Raw genomic sequence first — 19,747 nt, 5'->3', positions numbered from 1 at the left:
TCGCGATAGTGGAGTGACAGTCGACAGTCATGTTGAAGGAAATGACCCATCGCCAGCAGCGCCGCTTCCACAATGATTATCGAGGCGGGGAGGCGTAAATGCCTCCCCGGTTCGTTTTTGGAAACCACATGAATATTCTGATCGTTGGGCCCAGTTGGGTCGGTGACATGGTGATGGCGCAGACACTGTTTCAGTGTCTCAAGCAGCGCCACCCGCAATGCGCAATCGACGTGCTGGCGCCCGAATGGAGCCGGCCGATCCTTGAGCGCATGCCCGAAGTGCGCAAGGCCTTGAGCTTCCCGCTCGGCCACGGCGCGCTGGAACTGGCGACACGCCGACGCATCGGCAAGTCCCTGCGCGGTCAGTACGATCAGGCGATCCTGCTGCCCAACTCGCTGAAGTCGGCGCTGGTGCCGTTTTTTGCCGGCATCCCGAAACGCACCGGTTGGCGCGGTGAATTCCGCTATGGCCTGCTCAACGACGTGCGTACCCTCGACAAAGAACGCTACCCGCTGATGATCGAGCGCTTCATGGCCTTGGCCTATGAAGCGAACGCCGAACTGCCGAAGCCGTACCCGCGCCCGAGTCTGCAAATCGACCCGGTGACCCGCGAGGCGGCACTGGTCAAGTTCGGCCTGAGCCTCGATCGCCCGGTCCTGGCCCTGTGCCCCGGCGCCGAGTTTGGCGAATCCAAGCGCTGGCCGTCCGAGCATTACGCCAAGGTCGCCGAAGCGCGCATCCGCGAAGGCTGGCAGGTGTGGCTGTTCGGCTCGAAAAACGATCACGCGGTCGGCGAAGATATCCGCGCACGTTTGATCCCGGGCCTGCGCGAAGAATCGGTCAACCTCAGCGGCGGCACCTCGCTGGCCGAGGCCATTGACCTGCTGTCCTGCGCCGATTCCGTTGTGTCCAATGACTCCGGCCTGATGCACGTAGCTGCGGCATTGAATCGTCCGCTGGTCGCGGTATACGGCTCGACCTCGCCAGGTTTCACCCCGCCGCTGGCTGAGCAGGTCGAGATCGTGCGCCTGGGCATCGAATGCAGCCCGTGCTTTGATCGCACTTGCCGGTTCGGCCATTACAACTGCCTGCGTCAGCTGATGCCGGAAGCGGTCAACGATGCCTTGCAGAAGTTGCAGGGCTCCGTGGTCGAGGTTCATTAACTTGCGGGTATTGTTGATCAAGACCTCATCGCTGGGCGACGTGATTCACGCGTTGCCGGCGCTGACCGACGCTGCGCGCGCGATCCCGGGGATCAAGTTCGACTGGGTGGTGGAAGAGGGCTTCGCCGAGATTCCGAGCTGGCACCCGGCGGTCGATAAAGTGATTCCGGTGGCGATCCGCCGCTGGCGCAAGAATCTTTGGAAAACCATCACCAGCGGCGAGTGGAAACGCTTCAAGCAAAGCGTGCGCGCCAATAAATACGATCTGGTGATCGATGCCCAAGGCCTGCTGAAAAGTGCCTGGCTGACCCGCTACGTCAAAGCCCCGGTGGCCGGCCTCGATAAAACCTCCGCGCGCGAACCGATAGCCGCGCGCTTCTACGATCGCAAACTCGCTGTCGCCCGTGGTCAGCACGCCGTCGAGCGCGTACGCCAGTTATTCGCCATCGCTCTGGGTTACGACTTGCCCAAAGGCCTCGGCGATTACGGCCTCAACGTCGAGCGACTGGTCGAGTTGCCACGCAAGAACGCTTACGTGGTGTTCCTCCACGGCACCACTTGGGACACCAAGCACTGGCCGGAACACTACTGGCGCGAGCTGACCGAGCGGGTCGGCTACCTCGGCGTTGGCGTGAAGCTGCCGTGGGGCAACCCACAGGAAAAGGCCCGCGCCGAACGCATCGCCGCCGGCTTCAAGCACGCTGAGGTGCTGCCGAAACTCAATCTGGCTGGCGTTGGCAAAGTGCTCGCCGGCGCGCAGGCTTGCGTGGCGGTGGACACCGGTCTCGGCCATCTGGCCGCTGCGCTGGATGTGCCGACGATTTCGTTGTTCGGCCCGACCAACCCGGGCCTGACCGGCGCTTACGGCAAGCTGCAGATTCATCTGGCCAGCGACTTCCCGTGCGCGCCCTGCATGCAGAAAAAATGTACCTATCAACCGACCGCGCAGGATGCCCGTCAGTTTGACCTGAAACGCGAGCAGCCTTTGTGCTTCACGCGTGTGAACCCCGAGCGTGTCGCCAGCCGACTGAGCACGTTGTTAATGGCTGAGGAGCTGCGCTGATGCAATTGGCATTTGTCCTGTACAAATATTTCCCGTTCGGTGGCTTGCAGCGCGACTTCATGCGCATCGCTCTCGAATGCCAGAAGCGCGGCCATCAGATTCGCGTCTACACGCTGATCTGGGAAGGCGACGTGCCGCCGGGTTTCGAAGTGCTGGTGGCGCCGGTCAAAGCGTTCTTCAACCACCGTCGCAACGAAAAGCTCAGCGCGTGGATGGCAGCGGATCTGGCCAAGCGTCCGGTCGATCGCTTGATCGGCTTCAACAAGATGCCGGGCCTGGACGTCTACTACGCCGCCGACGGCTGCTTCGAAGACAAGGCGCAAAATCTGCGCAACTCGCTTTATCGCCGCTGGGGTCGCTATCGCCACTTCGCCGAGTACGAGCGCGCGGTGTTCGCCAAAGACGCGAAGACCGAAGTGCTGATGATTTCCGAAGTGCAGCAGCCGCTGTTCATCAAGTATTACGACACGCCGCTCGAGCGCTTCCACCTGCTGCCGCCGGGCATTGCCCAGGATCGTCGGCGGCCGGCGGATGCCGATGAGATTCGCGCCGGTTTCCGCGCTGAATTCAATCTCAAGGACGACGAGTTGCTGCTGGTGCAGATCGGCTCCGGCTTCAAGACCAAGGGTGTTGATCGCAGCCTCAAGGCGCTGGCCGCGCTGCCGGCCGAGTTGAGAAAACGCACCCGGCTGTTTGTAATCGGCCAGGATGACCCCAAATTGTTCCAGATGCAGAGTGCGACGCTGGGCCTGGGCGACAATGTGACCTTCCTCAAAGGGCGCAGCGATATCCCGCGTTTCCTGCTCGGTGCCGACCTGTTGATCCACCCGGCCTACAACGAAAACACCGGCACCGTGCTGCTTGAAGCACTGGTGGCCGGTTTGCCGGTGCTGGTCAGTGCGGTCTGCGGTTACGCCCATTACATCGCCGAAGCCGATGCCGGGCGAGTGCTGGACGAGCCATTCGAGCAGGCGCAGCTGACCCGATACCTGACCGAGATGTTGAGCGACGACGCTGCACGGGCGGCCTGGAGCCGCAACGGTCTGGCCTTCGCCGAGACGGCCGACCTCTACAGCATGCCGCAGCACGCGGCGGATGTGATTCTGGCGGAGCACGCTTAATGAAGTTGATGCTGGCTGAACCGTTCAAAAGCCTTTGGGCCGGACGCGACCCGTTCGCCGAAGTCGAAGGCTTGCAGGGCGAGGTGTACCGCGAGCTGGAAGCGCGCCGGACATTGCGCACGGAAGTCGACGGCAACGGGTTTTTTGTGAAAATCCACCGTGGCATCGGCTGGGGCGAGATCTTCAAGAACCTGCTGACCGCCAAGCTGCCGGTGCTCGGCGCGGGTCAGGAGTGGAAAGCCATTCAGCGTCTGCAGGAAGCCGGCGTGCCGACCATGACTGCCGTCGCCTACGGCGAGAAAGGCAGCAACCCGGCGGATCAGCATTCGTTCATCGTCACCGAAGAACTCGCGCCGACCATCAGCCTCGAAGACTTCAGCATTGACTGGGTCAAGCAGCCGCCGGAGCCAACACTCAAGCGCGCGCTGATTGCCGAAGTCGCGCGGATGACCGGGATGATGCACCGCGCCGGGGTCAATCACCGTGACTGCTACATTTGCCATTTTCTGCTGCACACCGACAAACCGGTCACACCGCAGGATTTCAAACTCTCGGTGATTGACCTGCATCGAGCCCAGACCCGCGCAAAGATCACTCAGCGCTGGCGCAACAAGGATCTGGCGGCGCTGTACTTCTCGGCGCTGGACATCGGCCTGACCCGCCGCGACAAACTGCGTTTCCTCAAAGGCTATTTCCAGCAACCGCTGCGGCAGATTCTGGCAGAAGAAGCGCCATTGCTGAGCTGGCTGCAAGGCAAGGCCGACAAGCTCTACGAGCGTAAACAGCGTTACGGGGATGCGCTCTGATGGCGGGTTGGACACTTGAGCCGCAGTACGGCGAACTCGCCGAAGATTTCGGCAGCCTCGAAGCCGTATTTGCCTTGCAGGGCGAACGCCTGACCCGCGATCCGCTGTCGGAGGTGGTTCGGGTGCAGCGCGACGGCGTCAATTATTACGTCAAACGCTACGTCGGCGCCGGTAAGGGCCTGCGCCGTTACCTCGGCAAGCCGCGTGTAAAAATGGAATGGCAGAACCTCAAGCGCTTCGCCAAGTGGGGTATCCCCACGGCCGAGGTGGTGGCCTGGGGGCTGGAGCGGCGGGGCGCGGCCTACGATCGGGGTGCGATGATCACCCGTGAGCTGCCCAATACCGAAGACCTTTCGGCACTGGCCGAGCGCAAGGATCCCAGGCTCAAGGATCGCGCCTGGGTCGACGGTGTCAGCCAGCAATTGGCCGGTTACACCCGGACCATGCACGACCATCGGTTTACGCATAACGATTTGAAATGGCGCAATCTGCTGATCGACGATCAGGCGCGCATCTTCCTCATCGACTGCCCCAACGGCGAATTCTGGCGCGGCTTCTGGCTCAAGTACCGGATCACCAAGGACCTCGCCTGTCTCGACAAACTGGCCAAGTATCACCTGTCCAACACCCAGCGCCTGCGCTTCTACAAGCAGTATCGCCAGTGTGATCGGCTCGATGTCGCCGACAAGAAGCGGATTCGCCACGTGGTGAGATTTTTTGAGGGGCGCGAATGACTGATTTTCTTGCCGAACAGGACCGCGCACTGCTGGAGCGCCACGGTCTCGGCAATTTCGATGCACTGTGGGCCAAACAGCTTGAAGCTGTGGATGAGCCCAACACTGCCGGTGGCGGCTGGAGCAGCGTGTTCCGTCTCGATCTTGAGGGCCAGGGCTATTACCTCAAGCGCCAGAGCAATTATCTGACCCGAACTTTGCAGGCGCCGTTTGGCGAGCCAAGCTTTGCCCGTGAATTTCGCAACATCAGCCGTTACCGCAAGTTGGGCATTCCGGCGTTGCAGGCGGCGTTTTTCGGTGAGCGCAAGGTCGCCGGGGAAGTACGCGCCATTCTGCTCACCCGTGCACTGGACGGCTGGAGCGACCTGGATTCGTTGCTGGCGTGCTGGGCGCAGCTCAGTGCCGCTCAGCATTCGGCGATTCTCAAGGCTTGCGGGCTGCTGGCGCGGCGGCTGCACGGCGCGCGTCAGGTGCATGGCTGTTTCTATCCCAAACATATTTTCCTGCGCGCCACCGGCGACGGCTATGAGGCGCAGCTGATCGATCTGGAGAAAACCCGGCCGTTGCTGTTCGGCATGCGTGATCGGGTCAAGGATCTGGAACCGTTGCAACGGCGAGCGCCGCAATGGAGCGAGGCAGACTTGCGCCAGTTGCTCGCGGCTTATCTCGATCAGCCGACTGACAGCTCGCTGCTCGACAGCTGGCTGACCCGACTGACAGCGCGGCGCAGCCATAAGGAGACCCGCTGATGCAATTGTCCGAGCTGGCCCGCTCCGGGCGTACCCCCTCACTGCCGCTGACCGTGACCCTGGCGGACGCCGCCGGTGTTGCGGATTTGCAGTTGCTGAGCCTGCTGCGGGTGTTGCCCGGGCAGCGCTATGTTGGCGCCGGCGTCTGGCGCGGTCGGCCGGTATTGGCCAAGTTGCTGGTCGGCAGCAAGGCCGCCCGGCATTTTCAGCGTGAGCTGGACGGTGTGCGCCTGCTCGCGGCGCAAGGCCTGACCACGCCGCTGCTGTTGGCCGATGGACTGAAAGACGGTGAGGGTGGCTGGCTGCTGTTCGAATTCCTCGAGGGTGCCGAGAGCCTCGGTGATGCCTGGGCCGAGGTCGAGTCTCTGCCGGCACTGGCCGATGAGCAGACCGCCGTTCTGGCCGAAGCGCTTGACGCTATCGGTCGGATGCATGGCAAAGGACTCTGGCAGGAGGATCTGCACCTGGACAATCTGCTGCGTCACGGCGGTCAGTTGTACCTGATCGATGGCGCCGGAGTTCGTGCGGAAGCGGCGGGCCAGCCACTGTCCCGACAAAAAGTGCTGGAAAACCTCGGGGTGTTTTTCGCTCAGCTTCCGAAGTCACTTGAGCCGTTCACCGAAGAGTTGCTGGTCTATTATCTGTTGAGCAACAGCGAACATGCTTTGCCGCTGGAGGCTCTGCAGAAACAGATCGACAAGGTGCGCAGTTGGCGGCTCAGGGACTACCTGAACAAGGTCGGCCGTGAATGCACGCTGTTTGCCGTACAGCGCGGTGCATTTGCCCTGCGCGCCGTTCGCCGTGAAGAAGCAGCGGCCATGCTGCCGGTGCTTGATCAGGCCGACGCCTTGCTTGATCAGGGGCATCTGTACAAGACCGGCGGCGCGGCCAGCGTCGGCAGAGTCGAGGTGGCCGGGCGAGCTCTGGTTATCAAGCGCTACAACATCAAGAATTTCGCCCATTGGCTCAAGCGCTTCTGGCGCCCGAGCCGGGCCTGGCATTCGTGGCGTGAAGGCAATCGCCTGGCGTTCCTGGGCATCGCCACGCCGAAACCGCTGGCGGTACTGGAAAAGCGTTTTTTGTGGCTGCGCCGCAGTGCCTATCTGGTCACCGAGTTCCTGCCCGGGCCGGACATCATCGAGCGCTTTGCGCCGTACGTGGAAAATGGCCAGGCGCCGGAAGCCGAGTTGCTGGCGCTTGATCAATTGTTTGCCCGATTGATCGCCGAGCGCATCAGTCATGGCGATTTCAAGGGCCACAACCTGTTTTGGCAGGCGGATCGCTGGGCGCTGATCGATCTCGACTCGATGCGTCAGCACGCATCGGTCGCCAGCTTCGCCCCGGCCTACGCCCGCGATCGCGCGCGGTTCATGCGCAACTGGCCTGAAAGCAGCGCGTTGTACCAGGTCATTGATCAGCGGTTGCCGAAAGAAGTCTCCAGCGCAGGGTGAGTTCTTCTCACGAGCAGACTCGTTCTTGCAAAGGACCTGGTCCACTGCGAAACGGAGTCTGTGGGCAGTAGCGGACAAAATACAGCGATCTGTCCTACAACTTCTCCAGAAGCCATGAACTGTGCCCTGCTCGGGCTCGATGCTAATTTGCCTGACGATCTCGGAGGGCGAATCTTGAGCATGAAAAAAATTCTGACGCTGGGCGTAATGTCTGCAGTTCTCTCAGGCTGTGGCAGTGTCTCGACCGTTTTGCAGGGCGACGCCGATGCTGCCCGTGACCTGCGCAAAAAGAAGACCTACTGCCAGTCGATTCCGCGCATCTACAGTGGCCTGGCCTTCGATTTTTGCACTCTGAATGCGCCGCCTGATCCTACGGGCATGCTGGCGCCCTTTGTGTTGCTTGATCTTCCGCTGTCCGCCGTGTTCGATACGCTTTCGTTGCCTTACACGGTCTATCGGCAGATTACCGATTCAAATCTGAGTATTTACTGGCGCAGAGACGGCTATTGAGTCGTTGGACTCGTTGAATCGGATCAATCGCGCAGGTGGCAATTCGTACAAGGTAATTCCCGTCATGTTTACGCTATAATCCCGCCCTTTAGCTGCCACTCGCCCTGTGCGAGGGCACATCAATTTTCAAGGCGCATCGCGCCTGCATGCAGACTAAAGAGGCTAGACCCCTGTGGCATTGACGATTCTTGGCCTGTCCGGCGCCCTTAGCCATGATCCTTCCGCAGCCTTGTACATCGACGGCAAGCTGGTCGCGGCGGCTGAGGAAGAGCGCTTCGTACGCGATAAACATGCAAAGAACCGCATGCCCTACGAATCGGCGAAATTCTGCCTCGAGCAAGCCGGCATCAAACCGTCCGACGTTGACGTGGTGGCGATTCCTTTCGCCCCGATCAGCCTGTTCGGCAAGGCCCGCTGGCACTACGCCAAGCGCTACTGGTACGCCCCGGATCGTGCTCTCGATGCGATCCTGATGGGCAACCGTCGCTACAAGCGCTATCGCAACAAGATCGTCTGGTGCCTCGAGCAACTGGGCTTCGATCCGAAGAAAATCAAGATCGAGCCGGTCGAGCATCACCTGGCACATGCCTCCAGTGCTTATCACTGCTCCGGTTTCAAGGAAAAAACCGCAATCCTCGGCATCGACGGTAAAGGCGAATACGCCACGACCTTCTTCGGTTACGGCGAAAACGGCAAGATCCACAAGATCAAGGAATTCTTCGACCCGGATTCCCTCGGTGGTCTGTACGGTGCGATCACCGAATTCCTCGGTTTCGAGATGCTCGACGGCGAGTTCAAGGTCATGGGCATGGCGCCATACGGCGATGCCAGCAAGTACGATTTCTCACGTCTGGCCTCGTTCGAAAATGGCGAGCTGGTGATCAACACCGACTACGCCAACGTGATCGGCCTGCGTCGCTATAAAGAGAAGGGCAAGGGTTTCTACTTCTCGCCGAAGCTGATCGAGTGGCTGGGTCCGAAGCGCGAAGGCGACATCGCCGACGAGCCGTACATCCACTACGCCGCGAGCATGCAAGCACTGTTCGAGAAGCTGGCGCTTCAGATGATCGACCACTATCTGGGCGACGTGCTCAAGGAAACCGGCAAACTGGCTTTCGCTGGTGGCTGTGCGTTGAACGTCAAGCTGAACCAGAAAATCATCGCTCGCGACGACATCAAAGAGCTGTTCGTACAGCCTGCGTCCGGCGATGCCGGCACCGCAGTCGGCGCTGCCGCTTACGTGTCGCACGCCCGTGGCGTACCGGTCGAGAAGATGGAACACGTCTATCTCGGCCCGTCGTACAGCAACGAGGACGTGATTGCTGCGTGTGCCCGGCACGAGAACAAGCCGACCTGGCGCAAGCTCGACAACATGCCGGAGCAGATCGCCCAGATCATGGTCGATGGCAACCCGGTCGCCTGGTTCCAGGGCCGTATGGAGTTCGGTCCGCGTGCGTTGGGTGGTCGTTCGATCATCGGCTGCCCGAGCGTGGCCGGTGTCGCCGACCGCATCAACCACCAGATCAAGTTCCGCGAGCGCTGGAGGCCTTTCTGCCCGTCGATGCTCGACACCGTCGCTCCACAGATGATCAAGATCGATCACCCGGCGCCGTTCATGACCTTCACCTTCGAAGTCGCCGAAGAATGGAAAACCCGCGTGCCGGAAGTCGTCCATGAGGACGGTACTTCCCGTGCCCAGGTGCTCAAGCGCGAATACAACCCGCGCTACTACGACATGATGAAGGCGCTGGAAAACCTCACCGGTAACGGCGTGTCGCTGAACACTTCGCTCAACCGTCGTGGCGAACCGATGATCTGCTCGCCGACCGACGCGCTGAACATGTTTTTCGGCTCGGATCTGCAGTACCTGATCATGGAAGACATTCTGGTGGTCAAAGAGGGCGCCAACGCTTATGACTCGCTCGGCTGAACGCCATGTGCTGCAGTTCTGTCACGGCTATGACGGGCCGTTCCTGGACTGCGCGCGGCAGTACGCCAGCCTGTTTGCCGGCACCGGCTATCGGGTGACCACGGTGTTTCTGACCGGGGCCGCCGATAGCGAGGTGGCCGCAGCGTGTGCTTCCGATGAAGTGTTGTTCATGGAGTACAGCTCCAAGGCCATTCGTGGCCTGAAACTGGGGGCTATCGGCGATCTGCGCAAGATCGTCGCCTCACGCAATTTCAGTCTTTGCATCGCCCATCGCTTCAAGCCGATCTATATCGCCTTGCTCGGCACATCGCTGCCGGTCATTGGTGTGCACCACGCGTTCGGCGATTACCAGCGTGGGACGCGCAAGTTGTTCGCGCATATTTTCCGCCAGCGCCTGAGCCTTCTCGGCGTGTCGGATGCAGTGCGTGACGACATGCGGCGCTGCCTGCCGAAATGGCCGGCAAGCCGAATCCAGACGTTGTACAACCGCATCGATGTGCCTGCACTGCAAGCCCGTCAGGTACCTTCCGAAGAAGCGCGGCAGATCCTCGGGCTGTCGCCGGATGCCTGGATTGTCGGTAACGTCGGCCGCCTGCACCCGGACAAGGATCAGGCCACGTTGCTGCGCGGGTTTGCCCAGGCGCTGCCAGGCCTGCCGGACCACAGTCAGTTGGTCATTCTCGGCAGTGGTCGCCTGGAGCAGGATCTCAAGGGGCTGGCCCGTGAGCTGGGCATTGCCGACCGAGTGCTGTTTCTCGGTCAGGTGCCTGATGCGCGCAATTATTTCCGCGCCTTCGATGTGTTCGCCTTGAGCTCCGATCATGAACCGTTCGGCATGGTCTTGCTGGAGGCCATGGCCGCCGGCTTACCGTTGCTGGCCACCGCGTGCGGCGGGGCGAAGGAAGTGGTGGAGGGTGTGGGCATCCTGTTTCCATTGGGCGATGCCGAACATCTGGCTCAGGGGCTGCAACATCTGGCCGCGATGGATGAGCCGCAGCGTCGTCAATGTGCGCAGATGATGCTCGAGCGACTGCATGAGCGTTTCTCCGACCGTGCGGTGCGCGAGACCTTCTGGCGCCTGCCGCCAGTTACCGATCTGGCAACGAGGGGCTGATGCTCAACCGATTTCAAGGCTGGCGCGAACGTGGCTGGTCGCCCGTTGACGCCTCGACCTACGCCACTGCCTGGCAACGTTATGGCGGCAGTGTCGCGACACATCCGCTGGTCATCGAGCGCCTGGCCGACTTGGCCGGGATCCCGGTGCGTTATCTGGCCTGGCAGCAGCAGGGCGAGGTTGAAGCCGCCATCGCTACCTGGGGACGCGACCTGGCGTTGTCCAAGGACGTGCTCAAACGCAACGGCAAGAAAGGCCTGTTCGACCTCGGCAATGCCGAGCTGATTCTGCCGGCCGCCGTCGATGCTCAGGCACCGCTGCGGCATCGGGCGCGCTATCTGTCGGCACTCAACGAAGGCCGTTTCAGTGGCCTGAAGTTGCAGGCTGAACAACTGGCCATGGCCCGCACGCCGGAAGAATTGTCGAAAAAGTTCCGCTACAACCAGCGTCGCGAATTGCGTCTGCTGGAAGAAGCGGGCGGTGTGGTGCGAGCGGTCAGCGAGTTTTCCAGCGTTGAGCTGGCCGCGATGTACTGCGATCTGTTTCAGCGCCGCTGGGGCTTTCCGGCGACCGGCGCGGCGCGCATGGCCGAGGTCATCGAGTTGCTGCGCGAGCTGTTGATCGGCTCGGTCATTTTCCTCAACGATGCGCCGATTGCGATTCAATTGGTCTACCGCGTTGAGGCGGCAGAATGGATCAGTGTCGAATACGTGAATGGCGGCGTGGATCCCGAAACCCGCGAGTTCAGCCCCGGCAGCGTGCTGAGCTTTCTCAATACGCAAAGCGCCTGGGAACACGCACGGGCACTCGGCAAGCCGTTGCGTTTTTCGTTCGGTCGCGCTGACCGTGAATACAAGGACCGCTGGTGCAACCCTGTGCCGGTGTTCACCGTATGAGTCAGACCATGAGCCGCAAACAGCAATTGCTCAGACGCCATCGACGCAACAAGCGCGTGGCTGTGTTGGTCGCGCTGGCCGCCATCATCGCGCTGAGCGTACTGGTTGCCTGGTGGCTGGCCCCGGTGTTGCTGATTGGCGGCTGGATCGCCCATGAGGCGTGGTTTGCCGATCATCTTTTCTACGCGCCCGGCGACGATTACCAATACAGCTTCCCGGCGTATACGCCGCAGCCTAAGGTGCATCTGAACGGCGAGCAGTTGCGTCTGGATGAAGGTGTGATGCTGGCCGACGATGCCACGCTGATCCTGGCGGTGCGGGTCAAAGGCACTTGGCTGGGACGTTTCTTCGATCCTCGGGTCGAGTTGTCGGGCGGCGCCAATCCTGACGTGCAAACCTTTGAACGCGGTGTCGGCGGCCTGCGCTACCTGAACCTCAGCGGTCAGGCGCAAGCGTTGTCCGAAGGAGTATTGCGTCTGCGCGGCCGTTTCTGTCGAGTGTCGGGCGAGCCGGTACTGTGGGCGCTGGAACACGCTGATTATCGTCGCCAGCGGGTCATGGTCATTGCCCCTCACGCCGACGATGCGGAGCTGGCGGCGTTCGGGTTGTACAGTCAGGCCGATGAAGCCTGGATCGTCACCCTGACCGCTGGCGAAATCGAGGCCGAACATTATCAGCAGATGGGCATGAGCAAGGTCGACGCCGCGCGGCTGAAGGGACGCTTGCGCGCCTGGGACAGCCTCACCGTACCGCAATGGGCCGGTGTCCCCCAGGAACGCTGCGTGCAGTTGGGCTATTTCTGCCTGCAACTGGCCGCGATGCGGGACAAGCCGGAGCAACCGGTGGGTTCGCGCGAAGCGGATTTGAGCGATACCCGTCTGTTCCGTCAATTCAATCGGTTTGTTCTGCCAAGTGACGCCGATGGCGCGCCGACCTGGAACAATCTGCTGGCCGATCTGCGCGAAACAATGCTGCGCGCGCGTCCGGACGTTATCGTGCTGCCGCATCCGACGCTGGACCCGCACCCCGACCACATCTGTGCGCAGCAGGCTGTGCTTGAAGTGTTGGGGGGGCTGGACTGGCAGCCGACGCTGCTCGGTTATGCCAACCATCTGCACGATAACGACCGGTGGCCGATGGGCAATAGTGGCGATGGCGTGGCGCTGCCGCCAGCCTTTGATGCTGGCGTGCCGGTGCAGCCTGTATGCATGACGTTGTCCGTGGAGCAGCAGCGTGACAAGGCCATGGCCCTGGGCATGATGCATGACCTGCAGCCGCCCGCGCCGTTCAAGCGTCGCTTGCGTCGAAGCTTGCAGCGATTGCTGGCTGGGCGCGCCGGTTCGCCTTATGGCGAAAACGAATTTTTCCGCAAGGCGGTTCGGCGACACGAACTGTTCTGGCGTTTGTAACGACACAGGCGCCCGCGCAAGACTTTCTTGCGGGCGGGCATGTTCAGGTTTGCTCGGGTTGCTGTTGCGGCAAGGAAGACAATGAAAGTTCTATTTCTGGTGCAGAAAGATCAACGGGCCATTCTCGATCGTTTGTATGAGGGTGTCGCCGCCCATTGTGAGTGCGATCTGCGCTGGTTGAGCGGTGACGAGCAGCGCAATCTGCGGCGATATTTCCGCCGCGAAGTCGATGTTACCCGCTATGACCGCATCGTGTTTTTCCTGCGCTTCAAGCAGGAGATCCGGCAGGTCGGGTTTATCCGCACTATCCCCAATCTGGTGATTCTGGAGCACGATGCCTATCAGAATTACATCCCCTGCAAGTACACCGGCAAGTTCAGTGCGCACTATCGGCGTTTGCCGTGGGCACGGGTGATCAGTTCCGGTTTCGTGGTGGCCGAGCGCCTGCGCTCGGAGGGCTTCGACGCCGTGTTCGTGCCCAAGGGCTACGATCAGACGCAATTGCAGGACCAGGGGCGCGAGCGGGATATCGAACTCGCCTTCGTCGGCAGCACCAACAGTGTGGCCTACAGTGGCCGCAAGGCGCTGCTGGATGAACTGGGCCAGGTCGAGCCGCTGCTGGTGACGCGGACCAAGTCCGGCGGCGAGTACGTTGACACGCTCAACCGTATCCGTTTTTTTGTCAGCGCGGACGTAGGCATGGGCGAGTTCATGATCAAGAACTTCGAAGCCATGGCTTGCGGCTGCGTCCTGCTGGCATATGATCAAGGCGCCGCCGAAGCTGCGGCGCTGGGTTTGCAGGACATGCACAACGTGGTGTTCTATCAGACGATCGCGCAGTTGCAGGAAAAGCTGGCCACGCTGCGCGAGGATCCGCAACTGGCGCAACGCATCGCTGACAACGGTCGCGAACTGGCGGTGGAGCAGTTCAGCTTCGCGCGGATCGGTCAGCGCATCGTTGAAGAACTTGAGCCGCCGTTGCGTGATCGGGCGCCGCTGAGCCTGCTGGAAAAAATCCGCCTGAAAGTGGGCATTTGACAAGTGTCATATAGCCAGTGATATTGCTGGCGACTTCTGATTAACGAGATATCGGTGCAATTTTCCAAAGAAAGCCAGATTACATTGGTGGTTACCAGCTGCGGTCGACTCGATCTGCTCAAGGCCACTCTCGATAGCTTCGACCGGTACAACACGGCACCCATTCGTGAAGTGTTCATCACCGAAGATGCCGGCGACGAAGGCGTTGCCGGGATTCTGCCTGCCCACTGGAAAGAGCATTGCACGGTTTTCGTCAATCGTCCGAAGCTGGGCCAGTTGGCTTCGATCGACCTGGCCTACGGACACGTCAGCACCCCCTACATTTTTCATTGCGAAGATGACTGGGAGTTCTATCGTCCGGGGTTCGTCGAAGACTCGATGACCATTCTGCAAGCGCGGCCGGAAATTCTGCAGATCTGGTTGCGCAGCTATAATCACGATCTGCGTGTTCACAGCCCATACATCCACTTGGGCGCGCGCGAGATTGTCGATGGCGTCGCCTGTTATCCGCTGATTTCCGACAAGCCGGAGTGGCAAGGGTTCTCGCTGAACCCGGGGTTGCGCCGACTCGAGGATTATCGGTTGTGTGCGCCTTTCGCCGGCCATGGTGGCGAGAAGGCCTTGTCACAGCGCTACTCACAACTGAACAGGGACGCCTTGATACTCGAGGCAGACGCGGTCATGCACACCGGTTTCGGTCTGCACGTGCAAACGGATGTCGAGCGTGAACGCAAAGCGCGCCGCAATCGCCGCGAACAGATCAAATTTGCCTTGTTTCTGTTGCTGGGAGTCTGCATTGGCTGGTTCATCAACTGAGTTCGAGTACCGCGCAGCTTGTCCCCGCAAATCCGTGCAACGGCTTTCTGCCCTATGAATATTCTCAATATCATGTGGGCCGGTGGCGCTCCGTTCGCATCAATCCATAAAGTGCATCAGCAGATACTCTCTCAGGCTGCGCCGTCGGCGGTGGTCAAAACCTGGCTGCTCCAGGGGCAGGGAGCCGAGTGCGGCGTGGATGTCGGTGAGGTCCGGGAGTGGCAGTTATCGTCAGCCCGCCTGAAGGGCCGGCATTTCTGGCGTTTGGCCAAACCCGTGATGCGGGCGAGGTTTCGCCAGGCGCTCGTGGACAGTGACGCTCGATTGCTGCTGCTGGACGGCATGGGCGTTGCCCGCACGTTATTGCCGGTCCTCAAGAAGCTGCCGCATATCCGCGCGGTAGTGATTTTCCACGGTTCGGCGCGACTGAATGCCGGCGACCAGGCTCTATTCCAGGCAATCCCTGCGTCCCGGCTGAAACTGGTTGCCGTTTCCAGCACTCTCGCCGATTCACTGGCCCGCGATCTGCAGATGCCTGTCACCCCGTTGCGAAGTGCGTTCGATCCGGAAGCGTTTCGTGCTGACCTGTTCACCCGCGAGCAAGCCCGGACACGGTTGGGGTTGCCGCAAGGCGATACGCCGGTATTGGGCGCGGTAGGGCGGCTGGTCTCCGAGAAGGGGTTCGGTTATTTGCTGGATGCCTTTGCCGCAGCACTCGACAGCCGCCCGGACTTGCGCCTGGTCATTATCGGCGAAGGCTCCAAACGCGCGGCGCTGGAGCAGCGCATCGACGCGCTTGGCTTGCAGGAGAAGGTCTTGCTGACCGGGCATCTGAACGAAGCAGCGCAGCTTTATCGTGCGTTCGACTGGGTTGCCATCCCTTCGCTGGAAGAGGGCTTGGGTCTGGTGATGCAGGAGGCGGTGATGGCCGGCGTACCGGTGCTGTGCAGCGATCTGGAGGTGTTCAGCGAACAGCTGGGCAGCGCCGGCTGGTATGCGCCGGTCAATGACACGAAAGCCTGGGCCGAGGCCATCGACCGCGCCTTCAGTGCCTCATCTCAAGCGATCAATGCCGAGCAGTACAGGATGCTCGCTCCGGACGAGGCCTGGTCGAGCTTCAGCCAGGCTGCCCGCGCATTGTTTTCATGACGACAAGACCGCGCGCTCCAGTGCCTGCATCGGAAAGCTGTCGTTCAGCTTTTCGCGCGCAATATAGCGGGCGAAATGTTGCAGGTTGCGTTTGATCAAGCGCTTTGGCAACGGTCCGCGGGTGAAGCGCATGTCGGCGACATCGATCAGGCCCATGCGGTTGTCTGGTGTGACGACGATGTTGCCAAGATGCAGGGAGCGGAAATAGATGCCCGAGCGGTGCAGGCTGCGTATCAGCTCGGCCAGATCCGGCAATGCCTGAGTCCAGTTGAAACCTTGTTTTGCGGCGATCTGGCGCAGCGTTTGCCCGGGCAGAGGCTCATACAGCACGGCGGTCATGCCTGGTTTCTCAAGGCGAAAGAACTGGAGGATCTGCAAGGTCGGCACGCCGAGTTTGTGCAGCTCGACGGCGTTGTCGATGAATCGCTTCGAGTAGGGGCGAAACAAGGCGGATGAAAAAAACCTTTTGCGACGAAACAGTTTGAGAATTTTCCCATCCTGCAGCAGGTAGACTTTCGGCCCATAGCTGTCCGCTTCCAGAACTTTGGCGGCGTCGATCATTTGGTCTAGAGCGGCTTGTGAGAGCCGGGAGCATCGCATCGTAGGAAGCCTTGTCGAAAGTGCGGGGTGTAGTAGCGGGCAATGATGCCGAAAAGTTTCGATTTTAACCATGCCGCGTCGCATGGGCGAACCCTTGTCAGGAGCAGATTGATGCAGGAAACACGCTGGGCGCAACTATGGATGGCGATGGGGCTCTTGTGGTTTTTACTGGCTATTGCCGTAGCGCCCACCAACAAGGTCTACCAGCAGGGGCTGGTGGCTCTCGTCTGGTTGCCGGCGCTAGTGCTGGGCTGGGCTGCGCGGCACCGCGTCAGAGAAGTGCTCCATGAACAACGCTGGATCTACCTGCCATTGCTCGGATTGCTGGTCTGGTCGCTGATCAGTCTGGCATGGACAAACGCACCGGAAACGGGGCGCGAGGCCAAGCGTCTGTTGTATATCGTGGTGTTCCTGCTGTTTTTTCCGGTGTTCGCCAGCGGACGCCCCGAGCGATTGATTCGCCTGATGCAGTGGGGCGGGCTGGGATTGGCGGTGACGGCGCTGGTGGCGATTGTCAGGTTCTACGTCATTGACGGCAACGCCTGGTCTGCGCGGGTGGAAGGGCTGGGTGAGCTGGCGCATCCGATCCTCGGCGGCTATGTCATCGGCCTGGCGGCGGTGTGGCTGGCCCTGTGGGCGCCGCGTGGCGTGATGTGGCAAGGGGTCTGGACACTGGCGTTGGCGGTGCTGGGTATCTTTGTACTGATGAGTCAGAGTCGAGGCGCGGCGCTGGCGTTGTTTCTGACCATCCTGGCCATGCCGATCTGGTGCCGTGACCGCCACAGCCGAATCGTCGCAGCCGTGGCCCTGGTGGTGGCGATTGTGGCGCTGTGGCTGTTCGAACCGTTGGTGCTGGCGCGCGGAGTTTCCTTTCGTCCGCAGATTCTGATGGCCTCTCTGGATATGATTGCCCAACATCCCTGGGGTGGGTTGGGCCTGGGTGGGGACTACCGGGTTTTCTGGTCGGGCATGACCTTCGATCACGCCCACAATCTGTTCACCCATGTCGCGATCGTGCTGGGTCTGCCGGGACTGCTGTTGTGGTCTGCCGTCTGGTTCGCCGTTATTTTCCAGGCGTGGAAAGTTCGGGAAACGCTGTATGCCCGGGGGATCATCGGTATCTGGCTGTTCTCGACACTGGCGATGCAATTCGACGCTGCCAGCCTCACCGGCACCCCGCGCGCCGAGTGGTTCATCAGCTGGCTGCCGTTGGGGCTTGCCAGCGTTTTGGTATGGGCGCGGGCCAATGGCAGCGCTTGTGATAAAATTTCGCGTTCTTCTTAACCAGTGAGCTCTACGATGACTGACGCACCGCCCAAAGCGGAACAGGAATCCAGCCTGAAAATCTACTTTCGGCTGTTGGGGTACGTAAAACCCTATATCGGTCTTTTCCTGCTGAGTATCGTGGGCTTCGTGATCTTTGCTTCCACGCAACCAATGCTGGCCGGGATTCTCAAGTATTTTGTCGATGGCCTGAGCAACCCGGAAGCGGTGCTCTTCCCCAACGTTCCCTATCTGCGAGACGTGCAATTGCTGATGGCTGTGCCGTTGCTGATCATCCTGATCGCAGCGTGGCAAGGCCTCGGCTCGTTTCTCGGCAACTATTACCTGGCGAGAGTTTCGTTGGGGCTGGTGCATGACCTGCGTATCGAACTGTTCAACAAGCTGTTGGTGCTGCCCAATCGCTATTTCGATACCCATAACTCGGGTCATCTGATCTCGCGTATCACTTTCAACGTGACCATGGTCACTGGCGCCGCCACGGATGCCATCAAAGTGGTGATCCGCGAAGGCCTGACCGTGGTTTTCCTGTTCGCCTATCTGCTGTGGATGAACTGGAAACTGACTCTGGTGATGCTGGCCATTCTGCCCGTGATCGCGTTCATGGTCGGCAACACCAGCAAGAAATTCCGCAAGCAGAGCAAGAAGATTCAAGTGGCCATGGGCGACGTCACCCACGTGGCTTCCGAAACCATTCAAGGCTATCGCGTTGTGCGCAGTTTCGGTGGCGAGGCTTATGAGCAGCAGCGTTTTGCGGCGGCCAGCCAGAGCAACACCGACAAACAGTTGCGTATGACCAAGACTGGCGCGGTGTATACGCCGATGCTGCAGCTGGTGATCTACACCGCCATGGCGGTGTTGATGTTCCTGGTGTTGTTCCTGCGCGGTGATGCAACGGCCGGTGATCTGGTCGCGTACATCACGGCTGCCGGTTTGCTGCCCAAACCGATCCGGCAATTGTCTGAAGTCAGCTCGACCATTCAGAAAGGTGTGGCCGGCGCCGAAAGCATTTTCGAGCAGCTCGATGTCGAGCCGGAAATCGACACCGGTACGATCGAGCGTGATCGGGTCAGTGGCCATCTGGCGGTGAACAACCTCAGCTTCACTTACCCGGGCACTGAACGGGAAGTGCTGAAAAACATCAGCTTCACCGCGTCGCCAGGTCAGATGATCGCCCTGGTCGGGCGTTCCGGCAGCGGCAAATCGACGCTGGCCAGTCTCATTCCGCGCTTCTATCACCACGAGACCGGCGAAATCCTGCTCGATGATGTCGAAATCGAGGACTATCGTCTGCGCAATCTGCGCCGCCATGTAGCGCAAGTGACCCAGCACGTGACGCTGTTCAACGACACCATCGCCAACAACATCGCTTACGGCGATCTGGCAGGCGCGCCTCGCGAAGATATCGAGAAAGCCGCCAGGGATGCATTTGCCATGGACTTCATCGCGCAGATGCCTCAAGGCCTGGATACCCAGGTCGGCGAGAACGGTGTGCTGTTGTCTGGCGGACAGCGTCAGCGCCTGGCGATTGCCCGGGCCTTGCTGAAAAACGCCCCGCTGCTGATCCTCGACGAAGCGACGTCGGCCCTTGATACCGAGTCCGAGCGGCACATTCAGGCGGCACTCGACCATGTCATGAAAGGCCGCACCACGCTGGTGATTGCCCACCGTTTGTCGACCATCGAGAAGGCCGATCTGATCCTCGTCATGGATCAGGGCGAGATCGTCGAACGCGGCACTCATGCCCAACTGCTTGCTCATAATGGCTACTACGCGCGTCTGCATGCGATGGGGCTGGATGCCCCGGCTGAAGACATTGCCTGATCTGCAGATGAGGGTGGGCCAGCCTCACCCTCGTGTATTCCCGGCGCGCGCGATCCTGTTAATATCGCGCCCCTGTTCATTTTGTATGTGGGT

At 60.6% G+C, this 19,747-nt stretch carries 18 protein-coding genes; 17 read left to right on the top strand and 1 reads right to left on the bottom strand.

The annotated features are described in order from the left end of the window. Positions 1-128: 128 nt before the first annotated feature. The 15 genes from waaF (at position 129) to ACV8MC_RS04265 (ending at position 15,949) form a co-directional block, all read left to right on the top strand. Complete coding sequence (gene waaF / locus ACV8MC_RS04335) at positions 129-1,163, top strand: lipopolysaccharide heptosyltransferase II (protein WP_095180992.1); 1,035 nt, start codon at positions 129-131, stop codon at positions 1,161-1,163. A 1-nt stretch (position 1,164) separates the two neighbouring features. Continuing rightward, entirely contained in the window at positions 1,165-2,226 is a 1,062-nt protein-coding gene (gene rfaC / locus ACV8MC_RS04330; RefSeq protein ID WP_150638327.1) for a lipopolysaccharide heptosyltransferase RfaC, read from the top strand. Continuing rightward, positions 2,226-3,347, top strand: coding sequence for a glycosyltransferase family 4 protein (locus tag ACV8MC_RS04325; RefSeq protein ID WP_041477621.1), 1,122 nt, complete (start codon positions 2,226-2,228; stop codon positions 3,345-3,347). The genes rfaC and ACV8MC_RS04325 overlap by 1 nt, the downstream gene beginning before the upstream one ends. Beyond that, the gene (gene rfaP, locus ACV8MC_RS04320; protein WP_056787471.1) at positions 3,347-4,153 is read left to right on the top strand and encodes a lipopolysaccharide core heptose(I) kinase RfaP; all 807 of its coding nucleotides are present in this window, start codon (positions 3,347-3,349) and stop codon (positions 4,151-4,153) included. The genes ACV8MC_RS04325 and rfaP overlap by 1 nt, the downstream gene beginning before the upstream one ends. Then, on the top strand, positions 4,153-4,887 hold the full coding sequence (locus ACV8MC_RS04315; RefSeq protein ID WP_041477623.1) for a lipopolysaccharide kinase InaA family protein: 735 nt from the start codon (positions 4,153-4,155) through the stop codon (positions 4,885-4,887). The genes rfaP and ACV8MC_RS04315 overlap by 1 nt, the downstream gene beginning before the upstream one ends. Then, positions 4,884-5,636, top strand: coding sequence for a lipopolysaccharide kinase InaA family protein (locus tag ACV8MC_RS04310; protein WP_236168152.1), 753 nt, complete (start codon positions 4,884-4,886; stop codon positions 5,634-5,636). Before ACV8MC_RS04315 ends, ACV8MC_RS04310 begins: the two co-directional genes overlap by 4 nt. After that, positions 5,636-7,087, top strand: coding sequence for a lipopolysaccharide kinase InaA family protein (locus tag ACV8MC_RS04305; protein ID WP_406228097.1), 1,452 nt, complete (start codon positions 5,636-5,638; stop codon positions 7,085-7,087). The genes ACV8MC_RS04310 and ACV8MC_RS04305 overlap by 1 nt, the downstream gene beginning before the upstream one ends. Positions 7,088-7,267: 180 nt before the next feature. Further along, positions 7,268-7,597: a YceK/YidQ family lipoprotein gene (locus ACV8MC_RS04300; protein ID WP_370695111.1), complete on the top strand. Its 330-nt coding sequence runs from the start codon at positions 7,268-7,270 to the stop codon at positions 7,595-7,597. A 172-nt stretch (positions 7,598-7,769) separates the two neighbouring features. Further along, positions 7,770-9,527, top strand: coding sequence for a carbamoyltransferase family protein (locus tag ACV8MC_RS04295; protein ID WP_024011327.1), 1,758 nt, complete (start codon positions 7,770-7,772; stop codon positions 9,525-9,527). After that, positions 9,511-10,641 (top strand): glycosyltransferase, encoded by a 1,131-nt coding sequence (locus ACV8MC_RS04290; RefSeq protein WP_056787481.1) that lies wholly within the window; start codon positions 9,511-9,513, stop codon positions 10,639-10,641. The genes ACV8MC_RS04295 and ACV8MC_RS04290 overlap by 17 nt, the downstream gene beginning before the upstream one ends. After that, positions 10,641-11,537, top strand: a complete 897-nt coding sequence (locus ACV8MC_RS04285; RefSeq protein WP_056787483.1) for an antimicrobial resistance protein Mig-14 — start codon at positions 10,641-10,643, stop codon at positions 11,535-11,537. The genes ACV8MC_RS04290 and ACV8MC_RS04285 overlap by 1 nt, the downstream gene beginning before the upstream one ends. Before the next feature lie 8 nt (positions 11,538-11,545). Further along, the gene (locus ACV8MC_RS04280) at positions 11,546-12,946 is read left to right on the top strand and encodes a PIG-L deacetylase family protein (RefSeq protein ID WP_457265524.1); all 1,401 of its coding nucleotides are present in this window, start codon (positions 11,546-11,548) and stop codon (positions 12,944-12,946) included. Between the two features lie 81 nt (positions 12,947-13,027). Then, positions 13,028-13,984, top strand: a complete 957-nt coding sequence (locus ACV8MC_RS04275) for a glycosyltransferase (RefSeq protein WP_305382068.1) — start codon at positions 13,028-13,030, stop codon at positions 13,982-13,984. A 54-nt stretch (positions 13,985-14,038) separates the two neighbouring features. Continuing rightward, complete coding sequence (locus ACV8MC_RS04270) at positions 14,039-14,800, top strand: glycosyltransferase family 2 protein (protein ID WP_252887212.1); 762 nt, start codon at positions 14,039-14,041, stop codon at positions 14,798-14,800. A 54-nt stretch (positions 14,801-14,854) separates the two neighbouring features. Further along, positions 14,855-15,949 carry a glycosyltransferase gene (locus ACV8MC_RS04265; protein WP_150638316.1) on the top strand — a complete coding sequence of 365 codons (1,095 nt, stop codon included), beginning with the start codon at positions 14,855-14,857 and terminating at the stop codon, positions 15,947-15,949. Here the strand turns inward: ACV8MC_RS04265 and ACV8MC_RS04260 are convergent. Next, positions 15,944-16,510, bottom strand: coding sequence for a lipopolysaccharide kinase InaA family protein (locus ACV8MC_RS04260; protein WP_224787295.1), 567 nt, complete (start codon positions 16,508-16,510; stop codon positions 15,944-15,946). The genes ACV8MC_RS04265 and ACV8MC_RS04260 overlap by 6 nt on opposite strands. A gap of 150 nt (positions 16,511-16,660) precedes the next feature. Here ACV8MC_RS04260 and ACV8MC_RS04255 point away from each other — a divergent pair, with 150 nt between their 5' ends. After that, entirely contained in the window at positions 16,661-17,833 is a 1,173-nt protein-coding gene (locus ACV8MC_RS04255; protein ID WP_457264570.1) for an O-antigen ligase family protein, read from the top strand. Between the two features lie 15 nt (positions 17,834-17,848). After that, the gene (gene msbA / locus ACV8MC_RS04250; protein ID WP_016771984.1) at positions 17,849-19,654 is read left to right on the top strand and encodes a lipid A export permease/ATP-binding protein MsbA; all 1,806 of its coding nucleotides are present in this window, start codon (positions 17,849-17,851) and stop codon (positions 19,652-19,654) included. Positions 19,655-19,747 lie beyond the last annotated feature (93 nt).

This window comes from Pseudomonas sp. PK-RTE-24 (assembly GCF_054052265.1).
The sequence above is the reverse complement of the archived record's forward strand: the minus strand, read 5'-3'. Positions and strand labels throughout refer to the sequence as shown.